Raw genomic sequence first — 22,152 nt, forward strand, 5'->3', positions numbered from 1 at the left:
TGTCGGATAAAATGCCGTTGCATACGGCCCCATATCTGTCATCATCCCGTCATGGAAAAAGGCGTTCCGATACGATCCCTCAGCCGCGGCATTGCCGTGTTGCAGGCTATCAATCGAGGCGGCACGATTTCGATGATGGAGATCGCGCGCACTTCCAATGTTCCCTATCCCACCGCGTGCCGCCTGGTGCAGACGCTGGTGCATGAAGGGCTGGTGGAGCGCGAGCCATCGCGGAAAAACTACCGGCCGACCGCGCTCGTCCAGACGCTCGCGCACGGTTTTCAGGGCCATGCCGAACTGGTCCAGTTCTCGCGCCCGCACATCGTAGAACTGACCCGCAAGCTGGGCTGGCCGATCTCGCTTGCCAGCCATGTCGGCCATTCGATGATCATCCGCGATTCCACCCATTCGCTGACGACGCTGACCTTCAATAGTTACTATCCCGGCTATGCCCTGCCGATCCTCGAATGCGCGGCGGGCCTCGTCTATCTGTCCTATCTGCCGGATGATGAGCGGCAGGGCCTGCTCGACGCGCTCAAGCTGATGCCTGACAAGATCACCAACCATGTGATCGACCTGTTCGAGAAGGAGGGGCTGGCCGAACATATCCTGCGCGACGGCCATGCGACCCGCGCCTACAACACCTTCACCCGTAATCCGGGCAAAACCTCCTCGATCGCCGTGCCGATCATCGCACATGGCCATGTCGCTGGAACGCTGACACTGGCCTTTTTTGCGACCGCGCTCAAAATGTCGGATGCGCTTGCGCAATGCCTCGAACCGCTCAAGGCGGCGGCCCGGCGGATCGGCGAGGAAATGACCAATCCGCCGACGCCATTGGAATGACGGCGCCGGCGGGCTGACCGTTAGAGAATTTCGGCTTGCCGTTCGATCGACCGGACCATGGCTTGCTGCAGCATATATTCGTGCCGCAGCGTCGGGTCGGCGGCCAGCTTTTCCATATGGATTTCCTGCGCGCTCTTGGCCGAACCCGGATCGGCTTCCATCGCCGTCTTGTTGCGTATGGTCTGGGCCTGCACGAATTCCTTGGCGACGGTGCGCCGCTGCCTGTCATAATGGTCGAGAAGCGCGTCAGAATGGCCGCCGTCCAGCAGGATGTCGCGCAGCTTGCCCGTCAGATTCCAGGCATCATGGATGCCCGAGTTCATGCCGAAGCCGCCCAACGGGTTGTTGAGGTGCGCGGCATCCCCCGCCAGCAGCACCCGGCCATGGCGGAAGCTGGCGGCGACCCGTTGGTGTACGCGATACAGCGTGCGATGATGGGTCTGCACCCCAGCGCCATCAGGCACGAGTCCGTTAAATACGGCCGTCTTCTTCGCGTCGGACAGCAAGCTGGCATCGCTTTCCTGCTCGTGCGAGGGCACCAACACGCGCCACAGGCCCGGCACGCGCAGCAGCACGCACCACTCCGCCGCGTCCGACATGTAGCTGACATTGGCCAGCCCTTCACAATGCGCTTCGACCGGATAGTCGGTCGACAATGTCAGGAAGCGTTCGGGGTATGTAAAGCCCTCAAAGGCGATGCCGGTCCATTTGCGCACGGTAGAACTCGCGCCGTCCGCGCCGATCAGATAGTCGCACCGGATTGTCTCGACCGCCATCGGGCTTTCGACATGGCAGGTGACTCCTTCGCTGTCCTGCTCGAAGGACAGCAGGCGATGGCCAAAGAGGATCTGGCCATGATCGTGCGTCGCCAGTCGACCGGCCAGCAGCCGGGCAAGCTTGAACTGTTCACATTGCAGGCGGAAGGGATGGCGCACGACATCGCCGATCTCGGTCATGTCGAGGGCGATGACGCTGCCGCTGCGCCGATTGCGATACTGATAGACCGGCGCCTTCAGCCCGTCGGCGATCAGTTCGTCCAGCACGCCCAATTCTTCCAGCATGTCCAGGCTGGGCGGATGAAGCGTCGACGCCCGCATGTCTTCGGGGCAATGGCTGTGGGGTTCGATGAGGATGACATCGATGCCCATCTGCGCCAGGCGATAGGCGGCGACAGTGCCGACCGGGCCGGCGCCCGCGATGAGGACGCGCGTTTTCTTCGTCATGTTCTTGGGTCCTGCGATAAGGGGATTGGGTGCGGTCAGGCCGGGTCGACGAGCAGGCGCATTACCACCTCGCCCGCGCCGGCGCGCAGAGCAGCGGCTGCCTGATATTGGGCGCTGGCGATATAGGCGCGCGCGGCGTCCGCATCGGGGTAACGGCTGACGACGACCCGTTCGCCCGCCGGGCCCTCGCCCTCCAGCCATTCGGCGACCGGCCCCTTGACGATCGACTCTCCGCCAAACTGTTCGGACAGTCCGGCGATGCCCTTGCCATAGGCCGTGAATTTTTCGGCGTCGGTCACCCGAACGGTTGCAACGATATAGGCCGCCATGACCTGCTCCCTGTTTCCTGCGATGACCGACTGTGTGCCAGCTACCGCCCGCCGCCGCGCCGGGATCGGTGCAATCTATCCGCCTGTCGATAAATGCGCGCCCTGCCGATGGCCCGCCGCCTGCCGGCTCCGCACTATGGCGTTCGACAGACATTGCATGAAAAGGACAGGCCGTGGTGGATTCCCTGGGGTATCGCATGAAGTTCGCGGTGGTCGCGCCGTCGACCAACACCAGCGTGGAGCCGGAATATGCCGCCATGCGCCCGCGCGGCGTCACCAATCATTTCTCGCGCATCGCCATCCCCGATACCAGGGTGAGCGATGACGACAGCTTCATGGTGATGCTGGAAAATATCCGCGCCGCCACCTTCGACGCCGTCGACGTGTCCATGTCGATGGAACCGGGCTGCGTCATCATGGGCATGTCGGCCGAAACCTTCTGGGACGGCGCGGAAGGGGCCGAGCGACTGCACCGCAAGATGCTGGAGCGGACCGGCGGCATCCCCGTCATCATGGGATCGACCGCCGTGGACGCCGCGATCAAGGCCTATGAAAATGAAACCGGCCCAATCCGCAAGATCGGCATCCTCACCCCCTACGCCCCGGTCGGCGACGCCAACGTCAAGAAATTCTTCGACGACCAGGGCTATGAGGTCGTTCATATAGAGGGCCTTAAATCCCCTTCCCCCATGATGATCGCGCATGAGGACAAGCAGAAACTCAAGCGCACCGCCATTGCCGTAAGCGAGGGCGTAGACGCGATCATCCAGGCCGGCACCAACCTCGCCTTCGCCGAAGTGGCCGCCATGGCGGAATTCTGGCTGGAAAAGCCGGTCATCGCGATCAATACCGCCACCTATTGGCACGCCCTGCGCAGCATGGGACTGAACGATCAGATGGATGGTTTCGGCGCGCTGCTCCGCCGCTTCTAAAAAGAAAGGTCGCTCACATGGACTATGATTATATCCCGCTGCCCCAGCGCCAGCCGCTCAAATGGCCCAATGGCGCCCGCGTCGCCCTCATCCTGACCTTCAACCTGGAAACCTGGGATCTCACCAAGGACACCGACAAGCCCTATTATGCCGGCGGCCCGTCGATCCTGCCGGACATCCTGCCGGGCAACACGCCCGACTTCCCCAATTACACCTGGCGCGAATATGGCCAGCGCGTCGGCCTGTGGCGCCTCATAGACCTGTTCGACGAACTCGGCGTCAAGGCCAGTTGCACCACCAACGCCGTCACCTTCGACCGGCGCAAGGCGATGACCGACGCCGTGCTGGAACGAGGCTGGGAATTGCTGACCCATAATTGGGAACAGGGCGAACTACTCACCAATTTCGCGGGCGATCCGGCCAAGGAGCGCGAGATCGTGCTGCGCACGCTCGACCAGTTCGAAAAATTCACCGGCCGCAAGTCCAAGGGCTGGCTCTCCTCCTCGCTGCGCGGCACGCTGCAGACGGCGGACATTCTCGCCGAATATGGCTGCACCTTCTACTGCGACATTATGAACGACGATCAGCCCTATCTGCTGCGCACGCCGCACGGGCCCATCGTGTCGGTGCCCTATTCCAACGAAATCAACGATTTCACCTTCATCACGCGCAAGAATTACACGACCGACGAATATCGCGACGTGCTGATCGAGGAACTGGACGTCCTTTACGAAGAGGGCGTGAAGACCGGCCGCATCATGAATCTTGGCCTCCACCCCCATGTGTCGGGCCGCGCCCATCGCATCCGGGCGCTGCGCGAGTTCATCGAACATGCCAAATCCCTGCCCGGCGTCTGGTGGGCCACGCGTGAAGAGATCGCCAACTGGTATCTTCAGAATCATGAAAGCCACATCCCCGGCCAGCTCGGATGAGCCAGAGGGAGCATGTCGCCGCACTGAAGGGCCTGCTGCACGCAGGCCCCGACGGGCGGCGATTGCATAGCGTGCCCGGCTGCTGGGACGGCCTTACCGCGCTGCTCGTCGAGCGTGCCGGCTTTCCCATCACCTTCCTATCGGGCGGGGCGCTGTCGATGGGGCGCTACGGCAGCCCGGACATGGGGCTGGTCACGGCGAGCGAAGTGGCGCAAGCGGTCGCGGTCATCCGCGATCGCATCGCGATCCCGCTGATCGTCGACGCGGACACCGGCTTTGGCAATGCGCTGACCCTCCAACGGTCGCTGCGCGCCTTCGAGCGCGCGGGCGCCAGCGCGGTGCAGATCGAGGATCAGGGCTTCCCCAAGCGCTGCGGCCATATGGCGGGCAAGACCGTCGTGCCGCTCGCCGAGTCGGTCGGACGGATCAGGGCGGCACTCGACGCGCGGCATGACATGCTGGTCATCGCCCGCACAGATGCGCTGGCGGTCGAAGGCTATGATGCCGCAATCGAGCGCGCAGAAGCCTATCTGGACGCGGGCGCGGACCTCATCTTCATCGAAGGCCCCCGCACCCTGTCAGAGCTGGAAGGGATCGCCGGCCGTTTCGCCGGGCGCGTGCCGCTGGTCCATAATCTGGTCGAAGGCGGAGTGACGCCGGTGGACAATGGCGCGGCACTCGAACAGCTGGGCTTCGCCATCGCGCTGCATCCGCTGCTGCTGCTGCACGGCCTCGCCGCGCACGGGCCGCGCTGGCTCGATACGCTGGCCCGCGAGCGCGGCACCGCCAGCCTGTCGGCCGACATCGCCCGGCTTTCCGACATTAACGCGCTGCTGGGCGCGTCCGACCTCATCGATCTTGGAAAACGCTATGACGCCTGAACAGCCCGACCTGAACGCCGATTATGCCGCCGCCGGCTTCGGCGGCAAGGTCCCCTTCGGTCAGCGTCCCGCGCTGCTGATCGTGGACGTCGTGATGGCCTATCTCGACCCCGCCTCGCCGCTCTATGCCGGGGTGGAGGACGCGCTGGCGTCCAACGTCCGCCTGGCCGCGGCGGCCCGCGCGGCGGGCGTGCCGGTCATCTTCACCAATGTCGTCTATCAGCCGGGCGGCATCGACGGCGGCCTGTTCTTCCGCAAGGTGCCTGCCCTCAAAGCGTTCGAGCGCGGATCGCCGGCGGGCGCCTTCCCGCCCGCGCTTCAGCCGCTGCCGGGCGACCTCGTCCTCTCCAAACGATATCCGTCGGCCTTCTTCGGCACCCCGCTGGCATCGACTTTGCACGCGGCCGGATTCGACACGCTGCTCATCACCGGCTTTTCCACCTCCGGCTGCGTCCGCGCCACTGCGCTCGATGCGCTGTGCCACGGCTTTGCCCCCTTCGTCGTGCGCGAGGCATGCGGCGACCGCGACGCCCGCCCCCAGGAACAGAATCTCTTCGATATGGCCGCCAAGATGGCCGAAGTCGTCGGCGAGGCCGAGGCGATCGACCTGATGGACCGCCGCGCGGCAGCGCGAAAAGAGCTTTCGATGTAGGATTTCATCTGCTCCAGACTGTCGGATGACAGCGTATCGTCCGACGGCTGCCCGGGTGCACGCTTATGCCGCAGCCAAAGGCGACATAAGGTGACATGTCAGCCGGTCTTTTGCGGCGTCTTTGTCACTTTACGGCCCCGTCCGATCGCAGGCGCAGTCCTGCCCACAGGCGAATCGCCTGTCATCAAGGCTGTGCCATGGTCGATCCGCCTTACGCCGCCGTCGCCCGGATGGGCTTGACCCGAAGCGATGTATCCATCGACGTCAGCGCCTCGCACCCGTCCTTCGTGACCAGCATCATGTCCTCGACATGGGACGTGCCCCATCCGAACTCATGGTACGGCATGTCCAGCGTGAAGACCATATTCTCCAGGAAGCGCAACTCATGATGGCCGGGCATCTGGTCGCCCACCGACACGGGATGGTCGGTATGCTCCAGGCCGACCGAGTGGGGCCCGGCAATCACGAAGCCGGGGAAGCCTTCATCATGCACCGCCTTCAGAGTCAGGTCGACGATCTCCTTGAACGTCTTGCCCGGCCGGATATTCTCATAGGCGATCTGGAGCGCGCGCGTCACGGTGACATTGCGGTCCAGCATTTCCCTGGTCGGTTCGCCGCAGATCACCGTGCGACCGACATCGCCGCGATATTCCTTGTAGCTGCCGACGGAATCGAGCTTCATCAGTTCGCCCGCCTCGACCACGCCGGTGGCAAGACCGCGCACATTGGCGATGATCCATTCCGACTTGCCACCCTGCTCGATCATGGCGCGGGCGTGAATGCGGCCGATATCGTCCAGCGGCATCCCCGGCTCGATCGCGGCGATCACTGCGTTGATCGCATTTTCGCTCATCTGCCCTGCGGTGCGCAGCAAGTCGATTTCCGCAGGGCTCTTCACCATGCGGATTTCCTTGAAGATGTTGAGCGCATCCACCCCGCCCAGATCCGGCAGGCCCACGGCATTGAGCCAGCCCAGCACGCGCGGATCGTCGAACCCGATGCGCCCTTTGCCCAGCCCCGCCGCCTCGATCGCGGCCTTCAGCGCGCGCGTGGCGGTGATTTCGGGGTTGCTGCTGTGCATCGCATAGCGGGCAAGCAATTGCTGGTCGCGCGGCGCCATCTCCACACCCTCGCGGATCGGATAAGGGGTAAGCCGCTGACCCTGCGCGCTCTGTGGCGTAACGACGCGGTCACCCTCGTCTATTTCCTCGGTGGTGAACTCGAAATCGCGCGGCGGGATGGGCTGGCCGGGCTTGATCCGGGTGATATAGGTCGACACGTTGGGCATCCATGTCGGCACATGCTCCAGATGATAGACGCCCGTTCCCGGCATGATGAGCGCGGCGGGCAGTTCGGGATCGCGCGGCAGGAACGCGTAGAGCGTGTAGTTGCGCGACATGAGGAACATCGGTCCCCAATAATCGCTCAGATAATAGATATTCTCCGGGAAGGCCGCGACCAGGCCGTCCAGCCCGTGCCGTTCCATCACCTCGATCGCGCGCGCCCTGTTCAGCAGCATATCTCGTCCCTTGTCCTGACCCGAAGCCTTGCCTCCTTACTATCGCAAAGCCGGCCACGGTCCTTCATCCCTTTCGCGCTATTCGCAGGGCGATCAAACTGGCCGGCCCGCCTGCAAGCCGCTCCGCGTTCGGCTAGGCCTGCGCCATCCATTTTTCCAGCGGATGACAGACATGCCGATCCAACAGCGTCGCGCCGACGATTTCGATTTCATCATTCCCGTCCTAATCGTAGGCGGTGGCGGCTGCGGCCTGAGCGCCGCGCTAGCGGCGCGGGATGGCGGCGCGGAGGTGCTGGTGGTCGAGCGCGATCCCAAGCCATGGGGCACGACTTCCATGTCCACGGGCCTCATCCCCGCCGCCGGGACGCCCGAACAGGCGGCGCAAGGCATAGAGGACAGCCCCGCCCTCTTCGCGGCGGACATCCAGGCCAAGGCCAGGGGACAGGCCGACCCGGTGATCGTCGATCACCTGGCTAGGCAGTCGGCGGAGACGGTGGCATGGCTGAAGGACGGTCACGGCCTGCCCCTGACCCTGGTGGACGGCTTCACCTATCCAGGCCACAGCGTCCGTCGCATGTATGGAATGACGCACCGGTCGGGCGCCGAACTGATGGCGAAGCTGGAGGAAAGCGCGGTCTCGGCCGGCGCGGATATCCTGACCGACGCGGTCGTGACGACGCTCTACACCGATGGAGAGGTCATGACCGGCGTCGGCGTCGAACGGCCCGATGGCAGCATGGAAGCGATCGGTTGCCGCGCGCTCATTCTGGCCTGCTGCGGCTTTGCCGGCAATGCCGACATGGTCGCGCGCTACATTCCCGAACTCGACGGCGCGGTCTTCAACGGCCATCCGGGCAACAAGGGCGACGCCATCCTCTGGGGACTGGACCTGGGTGCCGCGATCGGCGACGTCGCCGCCTATCAGGGCCATGGTGGGCTTGCGGTCGGCCATGCGGTCACGATCAACTGGCCCGCGATCCTGGAAGGCGGCTTTCAGGTCAATGTGCGCGGCGAACGCTTCTCTGACGAATCGAAGGGCTATTCCGAACAAGCGGTCAAGATCATCGCCCAGCCCGATCATGTTGCCTGGACCGTGTTCGACCAGCGCTGTTACGATGTGATGACCCAATTTGAGGATTTCCAGCAAGCGATCGCCGCCGGCGCCATTCTCATGGGGCAGGACATTACGCAACTGGCGTCCGCCTGCCGACTGCCCGTGGGCGCGCTCGCCGGCAGCTTCGACGAAGCCGAAGCATCCCGCGCCACAAAACACGCCGACCGCTTCGGCCGCCAGTTCCTGACCGACCGGCCTACGCTCACCGCCCCCTTCTATGCCGTCAAGGTGACGGGCGCGCTCTACCACACGCAGGGCGGGCTGGAGGTCGACCAGGACGCGCGCGTCCTGCGCGCGGACGGGACGCCATTCCCCAACCTGTTCGCTGGGGGCGGCGCGGCACGGGGTGTGTCAGGGTCGGACGCGGCGGGTTATATCGCGGGCAACGGGCTTCTGACCGCGACGACGCTCGGCAAGATCGCCGGCCGCGTCGCTGCCGCCCAAGTCACGGGCTGACATCTAACGATTAGTCCGATACATATCGGGGCGCGCACGATCGGGCTTTGCGCTGTGGATAGCCGCTATTCAAATTGCCGCGATCCATGGCCTCTCAGAGCGCATCGCGTCGAGGCATCTGTAGAATCACCTTTCCTATAGCAACGTGATAGCTTCCCCGGACGCAAGGATGTACCGCCGTCGCGCGACGACAGTACATCCCTGCGACCCTCGGCCACCTGTCAGGGCGCGGAGGATTATTTGAAACCGAACTTTAGGGTCACGCCATAGGTCGCCGGTTTGGCCGCGTAGCGGACGACGACATCCTGTGTGACGAACTGATTGGTCCAGTAATATTCGTTGAAGACATTGCGTCCCCACACAGACAGGCTCCACCTGTCGTCCCGCGCTTTAATGCCGAGGCGCATATCAACCGTGGTGAAAGCGTCAATGACCGACGACGGCGCAATCCCGAGCGTGGAATTGGTCGTGCTGTTGTAAAGCACGTTCGCGCCCACAAAAGCGTTCATATCGTCATTCAAATCCCATTCGTAGTTGATGTCCCCGACCACATGCCATTTTGGCGAGAACGGCAACGATGATCCACTAAAGTCACCTGCTACCCGTTCATTGTTTATACCGGTGAAATCCAACACTTTGGAGTCAACATAGGTAACTGCACCGCGCAGGGTCAGGCCCGACACCGGCCGTGCCGTGATCTCGACCTCCGCACCATTGATCCGAGATTTCGGCACATTCACCAGCTTCTCTAACTGATTGAATACCGGATCGATCACGAGACCACGGATCTGCTTGTCCTTGTAGATATAGTGGAAGGCGGCGATATTAAACTGGAGAGCGCGATCCAGCGCCGAAATCTTCGCGCCGACTTCATAAGCCGTTACCGATTCCTGAGTCACCGGCGTCAATTGCGCCGTCGTGGAGGCCGGCAAGGTTGGGAAACTGCCCGACTTGTAGCCCCGGGATGTCAAAGCGTAGAGGAGGACGTCTTGCGTCGGTTTGTAGTTGACGCCCAACCGCCAAGAGAAGTTATCCTCGTTCAGACTATCGGTATATGGCACGCGTGTATTTTCGAAGGTCGTCGCATCCATGCTGAGGCAGGACGTGGGACCGAGCGGCGCGCCGGGCGTGCCCGAAATCGCGTCAGACAGAACCCCAAATGTCGTCTGCATGCCAATGTCGCCAGTCATGCAGGATGTATAGTCATTCTTGCTCTTGGCGTAACGGGCGCCCGCCAGCAGGGTCAATTGCTGCGTCACTTCCGCCTCGACATTGCCGAAGATCGCCCAGTCGCGGATGTCCTGCGTGATCGTCGTCGTCGACGCGGCGATCCAGGGTCCGCCCGGCAGAATGGCGGTGTTGGTGGAATCCCCGGTCAGAATATCATTTGCGCTGCGCACTTTGTTTTTCGCATAGTTTCCGCCGATCAGCCAGTTGATTCCATGCATGTCGCCGGAAAGCCGCAGTTCCTGATTGAAGCTCGTGACGCGACCATCCGCGTTGACACCAGCATTCTTCAAAGGCGTGCCGTCGCGATCGACGGAATAATTCTCGTTGTAGCGCGAATAAGCGGTGATCGACGTAAGCGTGATGTCGTCGGTCAACTCATAGTCGCCGCGCAGCGAAAGCTGATAGAAACCATCGTCGCGCGTCAGATCCCGATCACTGTCCCAGTCGGCGGCCCTGGCGTTATCCGGCGCCGGGCTCAAGGTCCGGAACACGGCGATCCGGCGCAGTGTCTCGGTCAGATCCGCGGCACCGGCGGCTGCGGCAAACGGCGCCGTCGCCTCGTTCAGTTGCAGGAACAGACCCTGAAGCTGGCCGGCCTGCGTGTCGGACTTGTCGCGCCAGCCATTGGCGCTGAACAGCATCGTCAGGCGCTCGGTGGGCTTCCACTCTGCCTGAAAACGGCCACGCAACTGATCCTGACGACCGAGGCTGGCGTCGCGATTGTAATTATACTGCCACGGCCCGGATATGGTCGCCGCCCCTGCCAATCGAACGGCCAGAGTGTCGCTGACCGGGCCACTGATGAAGGCTTCGCCATCGAATGTATTGAATCGGCCATAGGATGCGGTCACGCCCGCTTCGAGCGATTGCGTTGGCTTGGCAGCGATATAGTTGATCGCGCCACCGGTCGAATTTTGTCCGAAGAGAATGCCCTGCGGCCCCTTCAGAACCTCGACCCGCTCCAGATCGAGCGATACGCCTTGCGTGAACGCGCCATAGGCCAGCGGCACCTGATCGACATAGACGCTAACGGCGGGGCTGGCGCCCAGCGTGTAATCGTTGAAGCCAACGCCGCGCAGCGTGTAAAGCGGCGTGCCATCCTGGCTCTTCGTAAAGGTGAAGCCGGGCGTGATCTTGGCCAGATCGCCTGCATTGCTGACGCCCGCCGATGCCAGTTGATCCGCCGAAGCCGCCGTGATCGACAGGCCGACGTCATTCAGGTTCTGCGCCCGCTTCTGGGCGGTGACGATAATGTCGGCCACACCCCCTGAGGAGGCCTGTTCAGGCCCCTGCGTTGGCGATGCCGACTGTTCCTGCGCAAAAACTGAAGAAACATTCGCGACCGCAATCACCGAAACCGCAGTTGCAAGAAGCCGCGACGAAAATTTCGTCATCATAATCCCCTCCAGATCATGCGGTTTTACTCGATGGAAACCGCGTTTTTACTGTGCATCCTGTGATAGTCCATCTGGCGGACGACAACATGGCGGGCCGTGACAGTTTGGAGCGAAACGCGCCATGATGGATAGATCGGAGCGTCAAACCACTGGCTGGATGTTTGCCGGCCAGACGAGCTTAAGGCTTTCCAGACCGCAGGTTACGCCCAATATATTGACCGGAGCAGCGCCTGGCGCCAGAGCGAAATCAGGAATGCGGCGCAGCCACTCTCGAAGGAAGATCGATATTTCACGGCGTGCCAGCGTAGCGCCCGGGCAGCTATGGGGGCCAGCCCCGAAAGCCAGATGGCGCGCTGGCTTATCCCTGTCGAACCTGACCAACAGTGGATCGTCCACGCGGCGATCATCCAGACCGCAAAGCATGTTGATCGGCAAAATCGTATCATTCGCTCGGAATGGGACGCCCTTGTAATCAAAGTCTTCCTGAACCACGCGTGCCGCCTGCACGATGCCGAAACGCCGGAACAGTTCCTCCATTGCATCGCGAACGAAACGATCATCGTCCAGTCGGGCGGTCAGCACCGCGCGATGCTCAGCATGGGTGGCAAGAAACAGCGTGATGTATGACAGCATGGATGCGATCGTATCCAGCCCCCCAAAGAGGATGAGCGTCATATAGGATATGGCGTCCGTTTCGTTGATCACCTCATCCCCGACCGTCGCATTGACGACGATAGAGGCCAGATCATTCCCGGGCTTTGCCCGCCGGGCCCGCACAATGTCCGTGACATAAAGAAAGATCGCCTGTTGCGCCTGCTGGCGGGCGTCCAACGTGCCGCCCTTGATGAAGCGTTCCACCAGTGGGATCAGATAGTGGCGTTCCTCTCGCGGCAGTTCTACCAGATCAAGAAAGATGTTCATCGGCATGATGTTGGCAAAATCGGCCACGAAATCGCATTCGCCGCGATCGATCAGATTGTCGATCAGATCGTCGACAAGCTGACGCACTCGCGGTTCCATATCATCCACGATTTTGGGGAAGAGGGCGCGGCTGAGCGGCTTGCGCAATTCCGTGTGCAACGGCGGATCACTTTCCAGCGGCAGAGATCGCGGCGCGTTATCATCCCTCGGCAGAAAAACGCGCTTGCTGGAAAATCGCCGGGGATCGCGCAGCATCATCTCCACATCTTCCGCACGAGTCGCAACCCAATGCCCCCCATTATGCGGAGTCCAGAAAATGTCGGGGCTTGCGCCTTGAACGGCGTGAAACGCCGCCTGAGCATCCGCCGTGCCACCCGGCACGCTGTACATGTTGAAATCCACGACCAGCGCCTCTGGCACATGATCTGGCCGATCCGCCAGCGCAGCCGTTACACCCTCTTCCTGCATCGGTTTTCTCCTGAAATTCTATGGCAGTTTTTAGCTTTATTGAATATCACTTCAATATTGTTGGCGGAGCATAACGGGACATGGTTCAGCGGATCATGACAATGCGACACAATCCCTATTTAAGGGTTGCCCCATAGGGCGAGCGGGATCAGAAATCCGGCATGACACAGGAAAAGCGAAGTTCGCCAAAAAGGAGAGCAGTCCGGCTCTCGCCCGATGATCGCCGCGCCCAGTTACGCACTGTCACCCTTGAGCTCCTGGCCGAACATGGTCTGGGCCACACGAACCATTCGATGGTCGCGAAGCGGGCAGGCGTGTCACTGCCGACCATTATGCATTATTATACCGACCATGGCGATCTGGTGGACGATGTTCTGGCCGATGTCGCGGACTTCCTGCTGAACGACATCGCGTCACGCGCAGCGACACAGGAACCCGATCCCATCATGGCGATCGAGGAAATGCTGGTGTCTCTTGCCCGATCGATCGATACGGATCAGCATATCGTGCGGACATGGCTGGCCTGGAGTACCGCTACGCGCCACCCGGCGTGGCCCCGCTACCTTGCCTTCCGTGAAGCGGCGTGCGCAATCGTCGCAAAGAAGCTAAACGAAGGGCGTGCCCTCGGTGCGGTCAGCAAGAATATGATTATTGAAGAAGCCGCAGAAGTTGTCGTCGGACTGGCGCATATGATTACTCAAATGCGGTTTACCGGGTCCACGATCGTGCAGACCCGGCTTGCCGTGCAACATCTGTTGAATGGCTATCTTGGAGGCACCGCTCTACCCCGTTTCAGTTGAAGGCGGCCTCCTCAACCTGTTCAACAAGTGCGCGGGCTTCGTCGAATTTGCGCCATATGGCTGGCTCCAGCGCCCTTACCTTATCGACGTTGGCCTCTTTGACATGGCCATAGCCTCTGATCTGTGCGGGCAGGGAAGCGAGTTCGACCGCGGCGGCATGGTTGTGCGGGGCAAGCCGCTCTGCGACGGTGCGCATCTGCGCCTCATAATGGTCGATCAGGCCGCGCTCCATGCGGCGTTCCTCGGTATAGCCGAAGACGTCGAACGCGGTCCCGCGCAGCCCTTTCAGGCGAGCAAGCAAGCCGAACGCATGGCCGACCCACGGCCCGAACTCGCGCTTCAGAAGATGCCCCGTCTCAGGATCGCGCTTGGAGAACAGCGGCGGCGCCAGATTGTAGCGCAGCTTGGCACCATCCTCGAACGTCTCCTTCAGTTGCTGCCGGAACGCCGGGTCGGCGTGCAGCCGGGCCACCTCATATTCATCCTTGTAGCTCATGAGCTTGGCGAAGTTGCGCGCCACCATCACCGACAGGCCGTCCCTGCCCGGCGTGACCCGCTGTTCCGCCTGCGCCACCAGATCGACCAGATCGCGGTAGCGCTGCGCCCAGCCCGCATTCTGATAATCGGTCAGCAGGCGCGTGCGATGGGCGACGATATCCTCCAGCTTCGTGAGCGGCTGGAACTCGATCTCCTGCACCTGTGCGGCCACCGCCTGTTCGATCCGGCCGGGATCGACCGCCTGCAACCGCCCCAGCGAGAAGGCCGCCTTGTTGAACGGTATCGCGACGCCGTTGATCTCCACCGCCCGCTCGATCGCCTCTGGCGAGACCGGAAGCAGCCCCAGCTGGCTGGCATAGCCCAGCATGAACAGATTGGCCGCGATCGTATCGCCCAGCAGCGCGAGACCAAGGCCAGTGGCGTCGACGCTTTCCAGCTGCGCTGACATTTTGCCCAGACGGCGCACCAGCAGACTCTGATCAAGCGTCAGGTCGGGGTTGCGCTGGAACGCCGGGGTCGGGGTGACGCGGGCGTTGACCACGACCTTCGTTCGCTCGCCGTCCAGCGTGATCGCCGGTTCCTTGGCGAGTGCGGCAACGGCGTCGAACGCCAGCGCAAGGTCGGCTTCGCCGATGCCCAGCTTCTGCGCGCCCAGATCCTCATTCTGCGCGGCGATGCGGACATGGCTGAACACCGCGCCATTCTTCTGGCTAAGGCCCGTCATGTCGAACACGGAGGTCGACTTGCCTTCCAGATGCGCGGCCATCGCCAGCAGCGCGCCGATCGTGACAACCCCGGTCCCGCCAATGCCCGACACCATGATATTATAGGCGCCCCCTGTCAGCGGCACCAGCGCGGGCGACGGCAGGGCGATGTCGGTTTCGCTGGCCAGCTGCGCCTTCTTCGGCTTGCGCGGTTCGGCGTCCAGCACCGTCACGAAGCTGGGGCAGAAGCCCTTTACGCAGCTATAATCCTTGTTGCAGTTGGACTGGTCAATCTGCCGCTTGCGGCCCAGTTCCGTCTCCTTGGGCCAGACGCTGACGCAGTTGGACTGGACCGAACAGTCGCCGCATCCCTCGCATACCGCCGGGTTGATGAACATGCGCTTGGCCGGGTCGGGAAACTTGCCCCGTTTGCGGCGACGGCGCTTTTCCGCCGCGCAGGTCTGTTCATAGACGATGACGGTCACGCCCGACACATCGCGCAGTTCCTTTTGAACGGCATCATAAGTGTCGCGATGATGGACGGTGACGCCGGGGCCAAGCCCGCTCTGCGCGTCGTAAAGTTCGGGCCGGTCGGTCACGACGACACAGCGCGTCGCCCCTTCGGCCAGCACCTGCCGGGTAATGTCGCCGGGCGTCAGCGGTCCGTCCACTGGCTGGCCGCCGGTCATCGCCACGGCATCGTTAAACAGGATTTTGAAGGTCATGTTGACCTTTGCCGCGACCGCGCCCCGCACCGCCAGCAGGCCGCTGTGATAGTAAGTGCCATCCCCCATATTCTGGAAGATATGATCCATGTCGCTGAAGTAGGCGAGGCTGTACCAATGCGCGCCCTCCCCACCCATTTGCGTGTTGGGCAGCATCTCCGGCCCGGAATACATCGCCATCGCGTGGCAGCCGATGCCGCCTGCCGCGATCGATCCTTCGGGGAAGCGGGTGCCGGTGTTGTGCGGGCAGCCCGAACAGAAATAGGGCGACCGCGCCGCATCGGCGGGCTTGAGCGCCGCCACCGTCTCCAGCTGGCGCGACAGCCGCTGCGCGCGTGCCGTCAGCGCTTCGTCGTTCACGCCCAGACGCCGCAGCCGTTCGGCGATGACGATCGCCAGTTGCACCGGCTCCAGCTGCTCGTCCGCCGGGATCATCGCCACCCCGTCCTCGTCGAGCTTGCCCACGATGCGCGGCATGGTCGCCTGACCATAGAGAATCGTCTTGGCCTGATTCTCGACCAGCGGGTCCTTCTCCTCGATGATCAGCAGTTCGCTCTGCCCGGCGGCGAACTCGGCCAGCCCCTCGCGCTCGACCGGGTACATGCAGCCCAGCTTATAGAAGGACAGGCCCAGCGCTGCTGCTGCGTCCCGGTCCAGCCCCAGCATCTTGAGCGCCTGCCGCACATCCTGCACCGCCTTGCCGGTCGACACGATGCCCAGCCGCCGCTGCGGCGCATCAATCAGCGTGCGGTCGATGCCGTTGGCGCGCACGAACTTGCCGATCAGCGGCCAGCGATAGCGCTTCAGCACGATCTCCGACCCGATGCGGTCGATATGGGTGGGGTAGTTGTGGAAGCCGTTGGCCGGGGCCGGGCCGCGATCGGGGCAAACCGGGCCATTGTCCCGCATCCCCACATCGACCGTCATCGTCTGTTCCAGCGTCTCGTTGGTCAACTTGAAGCCGGTATAGAGGCCGGTATAGCGCGACATGGCAAAGCCCAGCAGGCCAAGGTCGATCACATCCTGCACGTCGGACGGCGCCAGAATGGGCATGCCCGCATGCATCAGCGCCACCTCGCTCTGATGCGCCACGGTGGAGGATTTGCCGCTATGGTCGTCGCCCGCGACGATCAGCACACCGCCATTCGGGTTCGTGCCCGCGATATTGCCATGTTTGAACGGATCGCCAGACCGGTCCACGCCTGGCCCCTTGCCGTACCAGATGGCGAACACACCGTCGCGATTGGCACCCGGCGTGGTCGCCAGCATCTGCGTACCCCAGACGGCGGTCGCCGCCAGATCCTCGTTCACGCCGGGCTGAAACAGGATATCGTGGCTTTTGAGCAGATCCTTCGCCCGCCACAGTTCCAGATCATAGGTGCCCAGCGGCGAACCGCGATAGCCCGAGATAAATCCCGCCGTATTGAGTCCGTTGCGGCTGTCGATCTCCTTCTGGAGCAGCGGCACGCGGATCAGCGCATGAGTGCCGCTCATGATCACGCGGCCATCGTCGACCGTATATTTATCGTCCAGTTTAACGTCACGCATGATGGGTCTCTTTCAGCTCCGGCTCTTGCCAGGCGGCCGCCTTGTCGCGGAGGTAGGCAGCAAAAGCGGTGTCAAAATCGGAAAGGACGGCCCGGCTGCTCGGCCGATCGGCCATCGCGTCGAACCAGTCGCGAAGGCCCTCCACCTGATCCAGCAGCGACATGTCCCAGGTGAAGCCCGCCACCCGTTCGCCTATGTCGAAGGTGTAGAAGGAAAAGAGGTCGGCGGTCGTCAGCGCCTCCCCCATCAAAAAGGGCCTGGGCGTCACCAGATGCCCCACCGCCCGCATGGCGCGATCCAGCACCGGGCGCGCGGCGGCAACGGCCTGCTCGCTGTTGGTCCCGCCCATGAACACACCGGGGAACAGCGTGCGCAGCGGCGCCTCGACATAGAGCTGCACGATGTTGATGACCTGCCGCACCTTCGCCCGCGCAAAGGGGTCGGACGGCAGCAACGGAACGCCGCCCGCCGCTTCCTCCAGATAATCGAGGATCGCCACCGTTTCGGCGATGCAACCCTGCGGCGTCTCCAGATAGGGTATCTTCCCCATCGCGCTGCGCGCAAGAAACGCTTCCTCCTGACCCGCGCGCTCAGAGACCAGCTCGAACACCACGCCCTTCTCGATCAGCGCAGCACGGGCAGCGTTATAATAGTTGCTCACAGGATAGCCGTGCAGGCGTAATGCGTCAGGCCGGGACATTGACGGACACCAATATATCGTCGCCATCGCGCTGGACGGCATAGGTAGTCAGAATAAGGTCCGGGTCTTCCTCGCAACTGCCCGACGGCAGATTGAAGGTCCAGCCGTGCCATGGGCAGATCAGCTGGCCGTTGCAGATTTCGCCCTGATGGAGGGGCCCTTGCGCATGGGGACAGCGCGCCGCCGTCGCGACCGGCTCCCCCTCGACAAGGAACACCAGCAATTTGGTCCCGTCAACGGTGGCCCGGATCGGCTGTTTAGCCGCCAGTTCCGCCATGGTTCCTACCTTGTGCATCCCGCCCACTCTCCTTGCGCCATTTGCGTCTCTGATCGATACCTATCTCGATGTGGCGCCTGCGGGCATGGCCGACAACGCCATGTCACGGCAAAACGTGACACTACGCCCGGTTTCGCCACAAATTGCGTTGACGGGGGCCTTCCAAAGCGCGACCCTAAGCCCAGCAAAAAATGGACAATATGTCCCTGTCGCTTTTAGGAGAGTGACGTGACTGGAACGGGCATTGCACGGTCAGCTTCGACGGGCTGGGTATTGGCGATAATTCGCGCCATGCGAACCGAGGGGGTCGATACCGATGCCGTGCTGGCCGAAATCGGGATGGACCCGGCGCTGCTGGAGGGCGGATTCAGCCGTTATTCTCAGGCCGATGTCGGCAAATTGTGGCGCAGGGCGGTCGAACTGACCGGCGACCCGGATTTCGGTTTCAAGGTCGCTGCCGAAGTGCGTCCCGCGACCTTCCATGTGGTCGGCTATTCGATGAGCTGTTCATCGACCTTGTCGAAGGCGCTGCACCGCTTCGCCTATTATTGCCGCCTGATATCCGATTCCGCCACGGCAACGCTGACGGAAACGCAGGATCAGGTCATGCTCGAATTCCACTTCGACACGGGCGGCGCTCCACCGATCTATCAGACAGTCGATACCGTGGTCGCCAGCGTGCTGTCCTACCTTCGCTGGATCATCAACGAACGGCTGGTGCCGGTGGAGGTCCGCTTCGCCCATGAAAAGCCAGTAATGACCGCTAACTTCTCCAAATTCTTCGGCTGCCCGGTGCGGTTCGAGGATGCGCAAAACTGCATCGTCTTCCGCAAGCAGGATCTGGAACGGCGCATCCTGTCCTCTGACGAGGAACTGGCGTCGCTGCTGGACGGCGCGGCCAATCGCCATCTGGAACAGCGTATGGTCGGCCGCTTTGCAACGCGGGTCCGCGATCTGATGATCGCCCAATTGCCCGATGAAGTGCCGTCGAAGGTGGAAACGGCGCGGCGTCTGGGCATGACCGAGAGGACGTTGCTGCGACGGCTGAAAAATGAGGGGACAACCTTCGCCGATGTGCTGCGGCAATTGCGCGAAGAACTGGCTTTCCAATATCTTCAACGCGGCATGTGCCTTAGCGAAGTTGCCTATCAGCTCGGCTTTTCCGACAACGGCACCTTCTCCCGCGCATTCAAGCAATGGACCGGCCGTCGCCCCAGCACCGTTTTCAGCGAAGAGCCGGTGGCGAAGGCGGCCTAAACCGCCTTCCTGTACTCAGCTCAGGTCTGGATGTACGCGACCTGGGTGTGGGTATATTCGTATAGTCCGTGCTTGCCGTCCGTGCCGCCAATGCCTGACTTGCGTACCCCGGCATGGAAGCCCTGAATCGCCTCGAAATGCTCGCGGTTCACATAGGTTTCGCCGAAACGCAACTCTGAAATCGCCTTCATCGCCGACGACAGGCTGCGGGTGAAGATGGAGGAGGACAGGCCATAATCGCTGGCATTGGCAAGGGTGATGCCTTCGTCCAGATCACAAATCTCATTAACCACGATCACTGGCCCAAAAATCTCCCGGTGCATGATGTCCATGTCGGGCGTTGTGCCGGAAAGTAGGGTGGGTTGATAATGGCAGCCCGGACCGTCGAGCGCCGATCCGCCCGCCAGCACGTCCGCTCCAAGCGAACGGGCATTGTCGACCAGCGCTTCGATCCGCTGGACCGCCGCACGATTGATGACTGGCCCCATTGCCACGGGCGCCTCGCCCAAAGGATCGCCCTGACTGATCGCCCCGACGGACGCGGCCAGCTTTTCGCGGAGTTGGTGCGCCACGCCCTTCTGGACATAGACACGCTCGGCGCAGTTGCAGGCCTGCCCCGCATTGATCGTCTTGGACATGGTCAGCGTCTGGACCGCCAGATCCACATCCGCATCGTCGAGCACGATCACAGGCGCTTTCCCGCCCAGTTCCAAATTGACCTTTGTGATGTTGCGCGCCGCGCTGGCCATGATCGCGGAACCAGCGGCAGAACTGCCGGTGAAACTGATCATTTGCACCGTTGGATGCGTCACCAGCGCCGCCCCCGTCGTCTCGCCGCGCCCGCAGACAAGGTTGAAGACGCCCGCAGGCAGGTCAGTCTCCGCCACAAGACGCGCAAAGGCCGCCGCACCGAAGGGCGTTTCCTCCGACGGCTTCACCACGATCGTATTGCCGGTGACAAGGGCAGGCGCCACCTTGCGCGCAACCATGAAGAAGGGAAAATTCCATGGCAGGATACCCGCAACCACCCCCATCGGTCGCCGAAACATCAGCATAGTTTCACCCGGGCGGTCGCTGGAGATCACCTCCCCCTCGATTCTGCGGCCCCATTCGGCCATATAGTCGAGATATTCGGCCGTCAGCGCGATCTCCATCTCCGCAAGGGGTAGAACCTTGCCCTGCTCCAGAGCGGTGATCCGTGCCAGTTCCGGCAATTTCTCCCGGATTTTCGTAGCGATCGCTCGCAGCGCAAGTCCGCGTGTATGGGCGGGCAAGCGGCCCCAATCCGCCTGAGCAGCATCGGCGGCGCGAAGAGCGGCATCGACCACACCCATGTCCGCATCGGGCGCGCGTCCGATCAGGGCGCCCGTTGCGGGGTTGAGGACCTCGATCATAGTGTTGCCAGAGGTGAATTCGCCGCCGATGAAATTTTCGAATCTTAGGTCCATGATAGGTACCGCCCTGATCAGAGGATGTTTCGCAGTTGCGTGGTGGAGCGCCCGGAATCCTTGTCGGCAAGGAAGTCCGGCACATCGGTCGCCAATCGAATATGATTGCGGCCCAGATCGCTGAGGCTGGCGCAACCGAGCAGGCCCAGTGTGCGTTCGGTCTCGGCACGCAGCAGTTCCAGAACGCGCGCGACGCCAGCAGCACCAAAGGCGCTGAGGCCGTAGAGATAGGGCCGCCCCGTCATGCAGGCGGTCGCCCCCATGGCAAGCGCCTTCACGATATGACTGCCGCGACGAATGCCGCCGTCCAGGATGATCTCCAGCCGATCGCCCGTCGCATCCACAATATCCGCCAGCAGGTCGATCGTGGGCGCGGCGCTATCCAGCTGGCGGCCGCCATGATTGGACAGGATGACCGCGGTTGCGCCCGATGCGGCCGCCATGCGCGCATCGCGAACGGACTGGATGCCTTTGATCGCGAAAGAACCGCCCCAATATTGCGCGATGCGTTCCACCGCACTCCAGGTGATGTTCCGTTCCATGCGCGCCGCGAAATAGGCCGACAGGGTTGAAAGATCGCCGCCGCTGCCCTCCGCAGCGCCGACATTTGGCAGGCTGAACGCCGTGCTGGTCAGATAATCGGCACACCAGCGCGGACGCAATGCGAAGGCCATCAGGCTGGCGGGCGTCAGGCGGGGCGGCACGGTCAGGCCAGTTCGCAAATCCCTTTCGCGGTTTCCCGCGACGACCGTATCCACCGTCAGACAGAGGGCGTCAAAACCAGCCGCCTTGCAGCGATCGATCATCGCGAAATTCAGCTGCTCGTCATTCAGCAGATAAAGCTGAAAAATCTTCGCCCCTGTGCTGGCCTGTCCGACGTCCTCTATGCTGGATGTCGCCATGGTGGAGAGACCATAGCCCACGCCGCTGCGCTCCGCCTCCCGCGCGACGCCCAGTTCGCCGTCGCGATGGAACATGCGGGTCATGCCTGTGGGCGCCAGCAGGAGGGGCCATGCCAGATCGCGGCCCAGCACCCTGCGGGACATATCGATCGACCGGACATCCTTCAGATAATCGGGGACCAAATTGTAGCGATCGAACCCCTCGACATTGGCCTGCACGGTCCGTTCGTCATCCGCGCCGCCAGCGATATAATGATAGAGCGGCGCAGGCAGACGTTTCCGCGCGAGCCGCTCGAAATCGGCGATATTATGGCAATTGCCGGTTCGAGCCATGCCCGTCAGGCCTCCCTAGAAGGCGCCGCTTCGAGCGCCCTTGTTCTTTTCATCACGGCG

Annotated in this window: 18 protein-coding genes; 8 read left to right on the forward strand and 10 right to left on the reverse strand. The window is 62.4% G+C overall.

The window, feature by feature from the left end; translation table 11 throughout:
- Positions 1 to 51 precede the first annotated feature (51 nt).
- Positions 52 to 846, forward strand: a complete 795-nt coding sequence (locus B2V90_RS08570) for a helix-turn-helix domain-containing protein (protein WP_228221120.1) — start codon at positions 52 to 54, stop codon at positions 844 to 846.
- 20 nt (positions 847 to 866) lie between these two features.
- Here the strand turns inward: B2V90_RS08570 and B2V90_RS08575 are convergent, their stop codons facing one another.
- A complete protein-coding gene (locus B2V90_RS08575) occupies positions 867 to 2,069 on the reverse strand; it encodes an FAD-dependent oxidoreductase (RefSeq protein ID WP_228221119.1) in 1,203 nt (400 codons plus the stop codon).
- 35 nt (positions 2,070 to 2,104) lie between these two features.
- The gene (locus B2V90_RS08580) at positions 2,105 to 2,398 is read right to left on the reverse strand and encodes a DUF1330 domain-containing protein (protein WP_228221118.1); all 294 of its coding nucleotides are present in this window, start codon (positions 2,396 to 2,398) and stop codon (positions 2,105 to 2,107) included.
- Positions 2,399 to 2,571: 173 nt separating this feature from the next.
- Between B2V90_RS08580 and B2V90_RS08585 the strand changes: the two genes are divergently transcribed.
- Genes B2V90_RS08585 through B2V90_RS08600 form a run of 4 tightly spaced genes read left to right on the forward strand, consistent with a single transcriptional unit; the run spans position 2,572 to position 5,795 of the window.
- Positions 2,572 to 3,330 (forward strand): maleate cis-trans isomerase family protein, encoded by a 759-nt coding sequence (locus B2V90_RS08585; RefSeq protein ID WP_293920875.1) that lies wholly within the window; start codon positions 2,572 to 2,574, stop codon positions 3,328 to 3,330.
- 17 nt (positions 3,331 to 3,347) lie between these two features.
- Positions 3,348 to 4,262 carry a polysaccharide deacetylase gene (locus B2V90_RS08590; RefSeq protein WP_228221116.1) on the forward strand — a complete coding sequence of 305 codons (915 nt, stop codon included), beginning with the start codon at positions 3,348 to 3,350 and terminating at the stop codon, positions 4,260 to 4,262.
- Positions 4,259 to 5,143 (forward strand): isocitrate lyase/PEP mutase family protein, encoded by an 885-nt coding sequence (locus B2V90_RS08595; RefSeq protein ID WP_228221115.1) that lies wholly within the window; start codon positions 4,259 to 4,261, stop codon positions 5,141 to 5,143. The genes B2V90_RS08590 and B2V90_RS08595 overlap by 4 nt, the downstream gene beginning before the upstream one ends.
- Positions 5,133 to 5,795, forward strand: coding sequence for an isochorismatase family protein (locus tag B2V90_RS08600; RefSeq protein ID WP_228221114.1), 663 nt, complete (start codon positions 5,133 to 5,135; stop codon positions 5,793 to 5,795). Before B2V90_RS08595 ends, B2V90_RS08600 begins: the two co-directional genes overlap by 11 nt.
- A gap of 211 nt (positions 5,796 to 6,006) precedes the next feature.
- On the opposite strand, the gene B2V90_RS08605 is transcribed toward B2V90_RS08600, so the two are convergent.
- Positions 6,007 to 7,314: a M24 family metallopeptidase gene (locus B2V90_RS08605; protein WP_228221113.1), complete on the reverse strand. Its 1,308-nt coding sequence runs from the start codon at positions 7,312 to 7,314 to the stop codon at positions 6,007 to 6,009.
- Positions 7,315 to 7,486: 172 nt separating this feature from the next.
- Here B2V90_RS08605 and B2V90_RS08610 point away from each other — a divergent pair, with 172 nt between their 5' ends.
- Complete coding sequence (locus B2V90_RS08610; protein WP_228221112.1) at positions 7,487 to 8,884, forward strand: FAD-dependent oxidoreductase; 1,398 nt, start codon at positions 7,487 to 7,489, stop codon at positions 8,882 to 8,884.
- A 236-nt stretch (positions 8,885 to 9,120) separates the two neighbouring features.
- On the opposite strand, the gene B2V90_RS08615 is transcribed toward B2V90_RS08610, so the two are convergent.
- On the reverse strand, positions 9,121 to 11,511 hold the full coding sequence (locus B2V90_RS08615; protein WP_293920876.1) for a TonB-dependent receptor: 2,391 nt from the start codon (positions 11,509 to 11,511) through the stop codon (positions 9,121 to 9,123).
- A gap of 141 nt (positions 11,512 to 11,652) precedes the next feature.
- Positions 11,653 to 12,900, reverse strand: a complete 1,248-nt coding sequence (locus B2V90_RS08620; protein ID WP_228221110.1) for a cytochrome P450 — start codon at positions 12,898 to 12,900, stop codon at positions 11,653 to 11,655.
- Positions 12,901 to 13,061: 161 nt separating this feature from the next.
- Here B2V90_RS08620 and B2V90_RS08625 point away from each other — a divergent pair, with 161 nt between their 5' ends.
- The gene (locus B2V90_RS08625; protein ID WP_228221109.1) at positions 13,062 to 13,700 is read left to right on the forward strand and encodes a TetR/AcrR family transcriptional regulator; all 639 of its coding nucleotides are present in this window, start codon (positions 13,062 to 13,064) and stop codon (positions 13,698 to 13,700) included.
- Here the strand turns inward: B2V90_RS08625 and B2V90_RS08630 are convergent.
- Genes B2V90_RS08630 through B2V90_RS08640 form a run of 3 tightly spaced genes read right to left on the reverse strand, consistent with a single transcriptional unit; the run spans position 13,693 to position 18,170 of the window.
- Positions 13,693 to 17,175 (reverse strand): indolepyruvate ferredoxin oxidoreductase family protein, encoded by a 3,483-nt coding sequence (locus B2V90_RS08630; RefSeq protein ID WP_228221108.1) that lies wholly within the window; start codon positions 17,173 to 17,175, stop codon positions 13,693 to 13,695. The two genes, B2V90_RS08625 and B2V90_RS08630, sit on opposite strands and share 8 nt — an antisense overlap.
- On the reverse strand, positions 17,168 to 17,875 hold the full coding sequence (locus B2V90_RS08635) for a glutathione S-transferase family protein (protein ID WP_228221107.1): 708 nt from the start codon (positions 17,873 to 17,875) through the stop codon (positions 17,168 to 17,170). Before B2V90_RS08635 ends, B2V90_RS08630 begins: the two co-directional genes overlap by 8 nt.
- A complete protein-coding gene (locus tag B2V90_RS08640; RefSeq protein ID WP_228221106.1) occupies positions 17,862 to 18,170 on the reverse strand; it encodes a Rieske (2Fe-2S) protein in 309 nt (102 codons plus the stop codon). Before B2V90_RS08640 ends, B2V90_RS08635 begins: the two co-directional genes overlap by 14 nt.
- A 210-nt stretch (positions 18,171 to 18,380) precedes the next feature.
- Between B2V90_RS08640 and B2V90_RS08645 the strand changes: the two genes are divergently transcribed.
- On the forward strand, positions 18,381 to 19,409 hold the full coding sequence (locus tag B2V90_RS08645) for an AraC family transcriptional regulator (protein ID WP_293920877.1): 1,029 nt from the start codon (positions 18,381 to 18,383) through the stop codon (positions 19,407 to 19,409).
- Between the two features lie 20 nt (positions 19,410 to 19,429).
- Here B2V90_RS08645 and aldA read toward each other — a convergent pair whose 3' ends face one another.
- On the reverse strand, positions 19,430 to 20,857 hold the full coding sequence (gene aldA / locus B2V90_RS08650; RefSeq protein ID WP_228221104.1) for an aldehyde dehydrogenase: 1,428 nt from the start codon (positions 20,855 to 20,857) through the stop codon (positions 19,430 to 19,432).
- A 17-nt stretch (positions 20,858 to 20,874) separates the two neighbouring features.
- Positions 20,875 to 22,092, reverse strand: a complete 1,218-nt coding sequence (locus B2V90_RS08655) for an alpha-hydroxy acid oxidase (RefSeq protein WP_228221103.1) — start codon at positions 22,090 to 22,092, stop codon at positions 20,875 to 20,877.
- Between the last annotated feature and the right edge of the window lie 60 nt (positions 22,093 to 22,152).

Source organism: Sphingobium sp. UBA5915, from assembly GCF_002431195.1.
Taxonomy (GTDB): Bacteria; Pseudomonadota; Alphaproteobacteria; order Sphingomonadales; family Sphingomonadaceae; genus Sphingobium; species Sphingobium soli.

What these genes read in the sequence shown, in the direction of transcription:
- B2V90_RS08570 (WP_228221120.1), top strand. Translation starts at nt 52, where the DNA reads ATGGAAAAAGGCGTTCCGATACGATCCCTCAGCCGCGGCATTGCCGTG.
- B2V90_RS08575 (WP_228221119.1), bottom strand. Translation starts at nt 2,069, where the DNA reads ATGACGAAGAAAACGCGCGTCCTCATCGCGGGCGCCGGCCCGGTCGGC.
- B2V90_RS08580 (WP_228221118.1), bottom strand. Translation starts at nt 2,398, where the DNA reads ATGGCGGCCTATATCGTTGCAACCGTTCGGGTGACCGACGCCGAAAAA.
- B2V90_RS08590 (WP_228221116.1), top strand. Translation starts at nt 3,348, where the DNA reads ATGGACTATGATTATATCCCGCTGCCCCAGCGCCAGCCGCTCAAATGG.
- B2V90_RS08595 (WP_228221115.1), top strand. Translation starts at nt 4,259, where the DNA reads ATGAGCCAGAGGGAGCATGTCGCCGCACTGAAGGGCCTGCTGCACGCA.
- B2V90_RS08600 (WP_228221114.1), top strand. Translation starts at nt 5,133, where the DNA reads ATGACGCCTGAACAGCCCGACCTGAACGCCGATTATGCCGCCGCCGGC.
- B2V90_RS08605 (WP_228221113.1), bottom strand. Translation starts at nt 7,314, where the DNA reads ATGCTGCTGAACAGGGCGCGCGCGATCGAGGTGATGGAACGGCACGGG.
- B2V90_RS08610 (WP_228221112.1), top strand. Translation starts at nt 7,487, where the DNA reads ATGCCGATCCAACAGCGTCGCGCCGACGATTTCGATTTCATCATTCCC.
- B2V90_RS08615 (WP_293920876.1), bottom strand. Translation starts at nt 11,511, where the DNA reads ATGATGACGAAATTTTCGTCGCGGCTTCTTGCAACTGCGGTTTCGGTG.
- B2V90_RS08620 (WP_228221110.1), bottom strand. Translation starts at nt 12,900, where the DNA reads ATGCAGGAAGAGGGTGTAACGGCTGCGCTGGCGGATCGGCCAGATCAT.
- B2V90_RS08625 (WP_228221109.1), top strand. Translation starts at nt 13,062, where the DNA reads ATGACACAGGAAAAGCGAAGTTCGCCAAAAAGGAGAGCAGTCCGGCTC.
- B2V90_RS08630 (WP_228221108.1), bottom strand. Translation starts at nt 17,175, where the DNA reads ATGCGTGACGTTAAACTGGACGATAAATATACGGTCGACGATGGCCGC.
- B2V90_RS08635 (WP_228221107.1), bottom strand. Translation starts at nt 17,875, where the DNA reads ATGTCCCGGCCTGACGCATTACGCCTGCACGGCTATCCTGTGAGCAAC.
- B2V90_RS08640 (WP_228221106.1), bottom strand. Translation starts at nt 18,170, where the DNA reads ATGCACAAGGTAGGAACCATGGCGGAACTGGCGGCTAAACAGCCGATC.
- aldA (WP_228221104.1), bottom strand. Translation starts at nt 20,857, where the DNA reads ATGGACCTAAGATTCGAAAATTTCATCGGCGGCGAATTCACCTCTGGC.
- B2V90_RS08655 (WP_228221103.1), bottom strand. Translation starts at nt 22,092, where the DNA reads ATGGCTCGAACCGGCAATTGCCATAATATCGCCGATTTCGAGCGGCTC.